This is a genomic window from bacterium (assembly GCA_029210545.1).
Taxonomy (GTDB): domain Bacteria; phylum BMS3Abin14; class BMS3Abin14; order BMS3Abin14; family BMS3Abin14; genus JARGFV01.
Genome location: JARGFV010000104.1, coordinates 1 through 8,478 on the forward strand (window position 1 = coordinate 1; position 8,478 = coordinate 8,478).

An 8,478-nucleotide genomic window follows, 5' to 3' on the forward strand; every position below is an offset into this window, starting at 1 on the left:
GTCGCAAAAAGTCCAGGCGGGACTTTTCCTGGCTCCTTAATGTTCTGGGGAAAGGGAAAAGCGTCGTTTTCCCTTTCCTTACAATTTAAAAACATTGATCGCTGTGTGGAGAGGGGGTGTCGAATTTTCTGAACTGATCGCATAGGAGAATCCGCGAAGGAAAACCAATGAAAAGAACAAGGAGGTCAAAATGAGAAGGACAACAATGTTTATCGTTGCCCTGGCAGCTGTTGCCCTGGCGGTTACAGGCATCACCCCGGTGACGGCTGTCGCTGCCACCAAGTACCTGACCATCGGCACGGGCGGAGTCACGGGCGTTTATTATCCCACGGGCGGCGCCATTGCCAGGATCGTCAACAAGAAGAAGAAAGAGTACGGAATGCGCCTCACGGTGGAATCCACCGGCGGGTCGGTTTTCAACATCAACGCCATTATGGAAGGCGACCTGGAGTTCGGTGTTGTCCAGTCGGACCGCCAGTACCAGGCCTTTAACGGCAGCCCCAACTCTGAGTGGGACGGCAACCCCCAGAAGAACCTGCGGGCCCTGTTTGCCATCCATCCCGAGAGCATCACACTTGTGGCCGCCGTCGATTCCGGTATCAACACAGTCATGGACCTCAAGGGCAAGCAGGTCAACATCGGCAACCCCGGGTCCGGACAGAGGCAGAACTCCATCGACGCCCTGACCGCCCTGGGCATCGATTACGAAAAGGACATCCAGGCAGAAAGCCTCAAGGCTGCCGAGGCCCCGGGCATGCTCCAGGACGGCCGCCTCGATGCCTTCTTCTACACCGTGGGCCATCCCTCCGGCGCCTTCAAGGAGGCCACCAGCGGGACGAGGAAGGTAAGGTTCGTCCCCATCGAGCTGCCCGCTTCCTTCTATGAGAAGTTCCCCTACTACGCTCCAAGCGTCGTTCCGGTCGTCGGCAACTACCCGGGCGCCGCGAACGATGCCGACGTTCCGAGCTTCGGAGTCAAGGCGACCTTCGTGACCTCCAGCAAGGTCAAGGAGAAGTACGTTTACGGACTGGTCAAGGAGATCTTCGAGAACTTCGACGAGTTCAAGAAGCTGCACCCCGCCTATGCGGTTTTGACCAAGGAGAACATGCTCCAGGGTCTTTCGGCTCCACTGCACAAGGGTGCCGAGAAGTACTTCAGGGAAGTGGGCATGATGAAGTAGCAGCATCGCTTCTGTTCCATGGTGTTCCTGCCGCGCCCATGGCGCGGCAGGAACCTTTCCCGATCAACCGGAGATGAGTGCGGCGGCCGGATCGATGAGCAGCAGCGCCCGGGAAGGGCGCCCGGATCAGTGACCGGCCGCGCCTGGGAGAGGCGCCCGGATCGATGACCGGCAAATATGTCGAGGGAAGGAAAAACCCCGCTTTTTCCTTTCCCCAGGATATTTACGGGTCACGAAAAGTCCCGGATTGGACTTTTTGCGACACTGTCAACAATAGTCAAGCCAGGGAGATTTCATATGTCCATGGATGACCAGCGTGACGATCAGGTAGCCGAGGGACTGGAGGACCAGACGAAGGGGCCTGTCCCTTTTGAGGACGAAGAGTACGAGGCCGGGGTCGAGGAAGCAAAGAGACTGGCCGAGGAGGAGGAAGCCGGGTACCGCCACCTGGCAGGGTGGGATCGGCATATTATCCCGACCATCGCCGTGATCTGGTGTCTTTTCCAGCTATCCATCGCCAGCTGGCTTCTCATCGACACCGTCATCATCAGGGCGATCCACCTGGGTTTCGCCATGCTCATCGCCTTCATGAGCTACCCGGCGCTGAAAAAACCGAGAAAGGGGTTCTGGTCGTTCCTGTCCGCCCGGACCCGGATCCCAATATTTGACTACGCCCTGGCCATCCTGGGCTGTTTTACAGCCCTGTATATCTGGCTCGACTATACCGGGATGGCAGGACGGCAGGGCGCGCCGCTGACCCGGGACCTGGTCATCGGGATGGCCCTCGTCCTCATTCTCCTGGAGGCGTCAAGGAGGGTCATCGGCCCGGGCCTTACCGTCATCGCCTCGGGCTTCACTCTTTATGTCTTCTTCGCGGAACAGATGCCGGAGTTCATGGCTTTTAAAAGCGCCTCCCTCGGCAAGTACGTGGGAAAGATGACCATGCAGACGGAGGGGATCTACGGCATTCCCCTGGACGTTTCGGCCACCATCGTCTTCCTTTTCGTCCTTTTCGGGACCATGCTGGAAAAGGCGGGAGGAGGACGGTTTTTTATCAATATCGCGCTGAGCCTGCTGGGGAGGTTCAAGGGAGGTCCGGCGAAAGCGGCTGTTGTGGGTTCGGGACTTACCGGCCTGGTGTCGGGATCTTCCATCGCCAACATCGTCACCACCGGGACCTTTACGATCCCCCTCATGAAGAAGATCGGGTACACGCCCGTCAAGGCGGCCGCCATCGAGGTGGCGGCGAGCACCGACGGACAGATCGCCCCGCCCATCATGGGGGCCGCGGCGTTCATCATCGCCGAGTACCTGAACGTGCCTTACCTCGCGGTTATCAAGGCCGCCGCCATACCGGCCTTCGTCTCCTACGCCTCCCTCTTTTTCATCGTCCACGTGGAGGCCTCCAAGGCCGGACTGAGGGGACTGACAAAAGAGGAGACGCCCAATTTCTTCACGACGCTCCTGGGCGGGCTTCACTACCTCTTCCCCATCGGGGTGCTGGTCTACGAACTGGTGGTCCCGAGGCATTCGCCGGAACTGGCCGCTTTCAGGGCCATCGTGGCCATGTTCTTCGTCATGCTCTTCCAGGAGCCTATCAAGAGGCACCTGCGCAAGGAGCCTGTCGTGCCGGCCTTCGTGGAAAGCGTCAAGGGCATTGTCATGTCCATGGCGGCCGGGGGACGGAACATGGTGACGGTGGCCATCGCAACGGCCGCCGCCGGGATCATCGTGGGAGTGGTGACCATGGGTATCGGGGGGATCATCACCGAGGTGGTGGAGGTCCTCTCCATGGGGAACATCTTCCTCCTGGTGATCATCACGGCCTTCGCCAGCCTCATCCTCGGGATGGGCCTGCCCACGACGGCAACCTACATCGTCATGGCGGCCCTCACGGCGCCCATCATCGTGAATGTCGGGGCCGCAAACGGGTTTATCGTGCCCCTCATGGCGGCCCACCTGTTCTGCTTCTACTTCGGGATACTGGCCGACGACACTCCGCCGGTGGGCCTTGCCGCCTACGCGGCGGCGGCCATCGCCAAATCACCCCCCATTGCCACCGGCATCCAGGGGTTCCTTTACGATATCCGGACGGCTCTCATCGCCATCATGTTCATCTTCAACCACGACCTGATCCTCGACGGCATCAACAGCTGGAGCATCGCCATCCTCATCTTCGTCATGGCATGCATCGGGAACTTCGCCTTCGCCGCGGCGACCCAGGGCTGGTTCACCCACAAGAACGCCTGGTACGAGCTGCCTGTCCTGCTTTCCATCCCCTTAATCATGATGCAGCCCCAGGTGGTGGCGAAGTGGCTCCACATGAGCCACAGGTTCATGGTCTGGCCCATCGGCCTGGCGCTCTTCGCGGGTGTCTACCTCAACCAGGTCAGGCGCAGGAGGGCGGATACAAAACTTGCTGCTGCATAAAGAAGCTGTCAGCTAACAGCAACCGCGCCTTGGAGGGGCGCCCGGATAAATGGATACCCATTTATCCGTGAGGAAAAGGGAAAACCACGCTTTTCCCTTTCCGTTGAGCGTAAGTCCCCCACGGACTCAAGCGATTAACAGTAGGAAAGGAAGGTAGGTCCATGCCCGATGGAGTAAAGAACATCCTCTGCTGCGTCGCCATGGCTCCCAGTTCCGGGAGGGTGCTCCTGCGGGCTCTCCAGGAGGCCGAGGCCCACGATGCCAGGGTCCAGGTTCTGCACGTCATCCCCAGCTTCGACGCTGCCATGACCACTCCCATCGTCGCTTTCATAGGCGAGGACAAGTTCCGCAAGCTCGTGGAAGAACACAAGGATGAGGCCACCTCGGCTATCAAGGCCCAGATCATCTCGTTGAAGGAAAAGATCATGTCCGAACACCTGGAGGGTTCGGTGGACCGGATCGCCCACATCCACGTTTACGAAGGCGACCCGGAGCTGGAGATCCTGAACATGACAGACAGGCTCCAGGCCGACATGGTCGTCCTGGGGACCCACACCAAGGGGATCACCCATCACACTTTTATGGGAAGCGTTGCCAAAAAGGTGATCAGGCGGATCAAGGTGCCTGTTCTCCTGGTACCGCCGGTCAAGTAGGATGGACACGCCAAAATTCCATCAATACAGGGGGGGTGAGCCCGTACAAGCGCCTCGCAGGGACGCTGTGGATATAACAGGCGGCCGGACGTGGTTCCTGTATGTCGGGGAGGTCAAGGCGGCGGGTCTGAACCGTTTTCTCACAGACCCCATCTCACGACGGTACGGCAAACCGGCCGAATGCGTCCACGTTGTCCCCGACGTGCTTTCCCTGTACCCCGAAGGCCATTTTGTCGTCATCAACCCCGCAGCGGTCCTGGCGGGTTCCGAGGCGGGGAAGAGATGCTGCGTGCGTCCGCCGGGCTCTGAATTCGCCGCCATGGTAAGCGCTGACCCGGGGGTCAGGGAGATGGTCGACCGTATCCTGGGTGTTCAGGACAGACTTCTCGTCAACGTCTTCGAGACCTCCTCCCTCCTCGATCTCGGGAAAGACAGGCCGATAACGGTCATCGGGCCCGAGGCGGACCTGGCGCACACCCTCAACAACAAGCTTCTCCAGTACCGGCTGGCGGGGGAACTGGATATCCCTGTCCCGGCCGGCGGGACGTTCGACACCCTGGCAGGGGCCCTCGGTTTTGCCGGGGAGATCTTTGCCGGCGGCGGGCGCGTCTTTATTTCGGCCGCCTACAGCGCCGGGGGGTCCAACTCCATCATCGCCGATTCCGGCGCCATGATCGAGGAACGGTTCGCGGGCCAGACGGGCGGCCTGGTGGTCACCGAATTCATGGAACACCAACATGACCCGACAGTGCTGGGGATCGTGGCCAACGAGAAAGAGGTCTACATCGCTTCCGTTGCCGACCAGGATGTAGAGGGAACCCGGTTCACAGGCTCCACTTTCCCGACTTTACTGCCGGACGGGATGGTCGCCAGGCTCAAGGAATACACGAGGACCGTCGGCCGGGCCATGGGACGAAAAGGATACCGGGGCGCCTTCGGGTGCGACTTTATCGTCACCCTTGACCAGGAGGTCCTTTTTATCGAGATTAACGCCCGGAAGCAGGGTACGACCCTCGAGACGGCGCTGACCATGCTCGCCGCCTTGCCCGGACACCCGACCTACCCCGAACTGGAACTTTCCGCTGTGCTGGACGGGAGTTTTCCGGAAGGGCCGGCGGAGATGAGTTCCACGAACGCTCCCCTGGCATGGGCGACATATAATTACAAGGCTGACAGGGAGGTCATCGTCAGCGGGTGCCTCACGCCGGCCATGGATGAGGAGGCCCTCTTTGAGCAGGCCCGGACCGGGACAGGGGGCTACGTCATCCTCGATCACGTCGGTCCCGACACCCATGCGAGTAAGGGAGTGTTCATCGCCCGGATCGTGGCCGCGGGGCCGAACAGGGAAACAGTGAGAGAATCTCTCGAAAAGGGGGTCCGGGAGGTCCACCGGACCGTTTTGTGACCGCCGCCAGGGATACGGGGGCCGGGTCTCGCGAGGAACAAGGAGAAGATATGGGCAGGGAAGCTGATATGAAAACCGACAGGGAGACCGGCGAGTGCCTTAACGGCGGTCCCGGTTATTCGAAGATGGATGTCTCGGAGGAGGACCGATCCATCGCCATCGCCAGGTCCGCGGAAGTGAGGGAACTGGACGCCGGGTACTTTGCCGTCAAGGACCAGATCCCCACCGGCCTGAAGCTCGCGGACCGGTACCGGGAAAGGCGTGATCTGATACTGAAGGTCCTCGGGGGGACCCTGGAGGATTGGGACGACTACAGGTGGCAGCTGCGCAACCGGATCCACGACGTGGATATACTGGGGCGGATCATCAGCCTCACCGAAAAGGAGCGCCAGGATATCGCCATGACGGGTCAGCAGTACCGGTGGGGCATCTCGCCCTACTACGCGAGCCTCATGGACCCTGAAGATTCCCGTTGCCCGGTCAGGCTCCAGGCGGTCCCCAGCATCCACGAGTACCTGGACGATTCGGAAGTCCGTGACCCCATGATCATCAAGTACAACAGCCCGGCCCCCCTCGTCTCCAGGCTTTACCCCGACCGGCTCATCATCAACGTCACCAACGCATGCGCCATGTTCTGCCGGCACTGCCTGAGGCGCAAGGATATCGACCACAGCGACGTGACCTACCCGAGAGAGATGCTGGGGAAGGCCATCGCCTACGTCCGGGAATCCCCCGAGATCAGGGACGTCCTGCTCACGGGAGGGGACGCCCTGTCCCTGTCCGATGAAAAGCTGGATTTTATCCTCACCGAGCTCGACAAGATCCCCCACGTGGAGATCAAACGCCTCGGTTCCCGAATGCCCTGCGTGGTGCCCCAGAGGATCACCCCCGAGCTGTGCCGCATGCTCGAAAAGCACGATCCGGTGTACCTGAACACCCAGTTCAACCATCCCAGGGAGGTGACGGTCGAGGCTCGAAAAGCGGTGGACATGCTGACCCGGAGCGGCGTCGTGGTCCGGGACCAGACCGTCCTCCTCAAGGGTGTCAATGCCGACAAGTACGTCATGAAAAAGCTCATGCAGGAGCTTTTGCGCATCAAGGTCGCCCCCTACTATATTTTCAACTGCAAGAAGGTGGAAGGGCTGCGTCATTTCAGGCCGCCCATCGCCGAGGGGATCGAGATCATCGAGCACTTGAGGGGGCACACCTCGGGGATGGCTGTCCCGACGTTCATCATTACTGCCCCTGACGGCCGGGGGAAAACACCCTTGAATCCGCAGTACCTGCTCAAACCCGCCGTCCATGGAAAAGCCCTCATCCGGACCTGGGGTGGACACATCCTGGAGTACGACGACGAACTTGAGGAGAACGGACAGCCGTGATCGGACCAGAGATCCGGGACCGTGCCGGAGCGCTCAGGGTTGAAAGCCTCGATCTGCTCGAATCCCTTGTCCGCGTCAACAGCCACTCGGCCCACCCCGAGGGGATCAACCGCGTCGGCCAGCTGGTCCTCGACAGCCTTCCCGCCTCCATGTCCGTCACCTTTGCCGCCGACGGCAACGGGGTCCGTCACCACGTGGCGGCCGGTCCGTGCGGGAGGGAGGAGAAGATCCTCCTTGTCGGACACCTGGACACCGTGTTCCCCTACCGCGGAACCGGGGAGCCGTTCGAGACCGGCGGGGGACGGGTCGTTGGTCCCGGCACCGCGGACATGAAGGGCGGTGTGGTGGTCATGATCCAGGCCCTGAAGATCCTGGACGGGCTGGGGCTGCTGGACCGGGTCCCGATCCGGTGCCTTTTCAACGGGGACGAGGAGGTGGGCTCGCCCTTTTCCTCCCGGATGGTCCGGGAGCTGGGCAAAAATGCCTCGTGCGGCCTTGTCTTCGAGGCCGGCGGTCTGGGTAACCAACTGGTGACGTCCCGAAGGGGAGTGATCCGCTACGACCTGACCTGCACGGGCAAGGCCCGCCACGCGGGTGTGAAGGAAGGTCCCAAAGCCAGCGCCATCGTGGAGATGGCGCGTCTCATCCTCGCCCTGGAGGAGCTAAACGACCAGGAAAGGGGCGTCTCCATCAACGTGGGGACGGTCAAGGGGGGCGTCGCCAACAACATCGTCCCGGACCAAGCACAGGCCCGCTTCGAGTTCCGGTTCCGGGACCCGGATACCGAAAGGGAGATCCTGGCCCGGTTCGACGAGATCGTAAAAAGCGTGTCCACCCCCGGCTGCGGCGCCCGGATGGACCTTCTTCACCGTCGTCCCGGGATGGTCCCCACGCCCGCTACCGACGAACTGGTCACCGTGGTCCTCGATGCCGCGGGGGAACTGGGGCAGTCCGTTGTGACCCAGAGCAGGGGAGGGGCCTCGGACGGGAACTTCCTTACGGAGATGGGCGTTCCGGTGATCGACGGCCTCGGCCCCGTGGGGGACCTGGATCACTCAGCCGATGAGTATATCGTGGAGCAGTCGCTGCATGACCGGATCGCGCTGACGGCGCTGCTGCTGTGCAAACTGGCAGGGATCGCTTGATCAGGAGCCAGGATCAAGTCAAAAGCTGTAACACAGAGGGCCGCAGAGGCGGCCAACCCCGGCCGCACCACAGAGGCCCACAGAGAAAAACAGTTGTCATTGCGAGCTTATACCGGGCGAGGCAATCTCAGGCCCTATGGCTGCAATGCTCTGATTTTCACCACTCATGATTTTTAGCTCTCCTTTGCGAAACTTCGCGATCCTTTTTTGATGGACTCGCAAAAAGTCCATCAACGCGCCCCGCGCGGGGCGCCCAAATCAATGACTCACTCCGTAAGTCATT

Annotated in this window: 6 protein-coding genes; all 6 read left to right on the forward strand. The window is 60.9% G+C overall.

Going from position 1 to position 8,478, the window contains the following annotated elements; genetic code table 11:
- Positions 1-190: 190 nt before the first annotated feature.
- The 6 genes from P1S46_10070 (at position 191) to P1S46_10095 (ending at position 8,195) form a co-directional block, all read left to right on the forward strand.
- Positions 191-1,180 (forward strand): TAXI family TRAP transporter solute-binding subunit, encoded by a 990-nt coding sequence (locus P1S46_10070; GenBank protein ID MDF1536824.1) that lies wholly within the window; start codon positions 191-193, stop codon positions 1,178-1,180.
- A 303-nt stretch (positions 1,181-1,483) separates the two neighbouring features.
- Positions 1,484-3,610, forward strand: coding sequence for a TRAP transporter permease (locus tag P1S46_10075; protein MDF1536825.1), 2,127 nt, complete (start codon positions 1,484-1,486; stop codon positions 3,608-3,610).
- 161 nt (positions 3,611-3,771) lie between these two features.
- Positions 3,772-4,263: a universal stress protein gene (locus P1S46_10080; protein ID MDF1536826.1), complete on the forward strand. Its 492-nt coding sequence runs from the start codon at positions 3,772-3,774 to the stop codon at positions 4,261-4,263.
- A gap of 67 nt (positions 4,264-4,330) precedes the next feature.
- Positions 4,331-5,668: an ATP-grasp domain-containing protein gene (locus P1S46_10085; protein MDF1536827.1), complete on the forward strand. Its 1,338-nt coding sequence runs from the start codon at positions 4,331-4,333 to the stop codon at positions 5,666-5,668.
- 125 nt (positions 5,669-5,793) lie between these two features.
- Complete coding sequence (locus tag P1S46_10090; protein ID MDF1536828.1) at positions 5,794-7,050, forward strand: KamA family radical SAM protein; 1,257 nt, start codon at positions 5,794-5,796, stop codon at positions 7,048-7,050.
- Entirely contained in the window at positions 7,047-8,195 is a 1,149-nt protein-coding gene (locus tag P1S46_10095; GenBank protein ID MDF1536829.1) for a M20 family metallopeptidase, read from the forward strand. Before P1S46_10090 ends, P1S46_10095 begins: the two co-directional genes overlap by 4 nt.
- Positions 8,196-8,478: the final 283 nt, after the last annotated feature.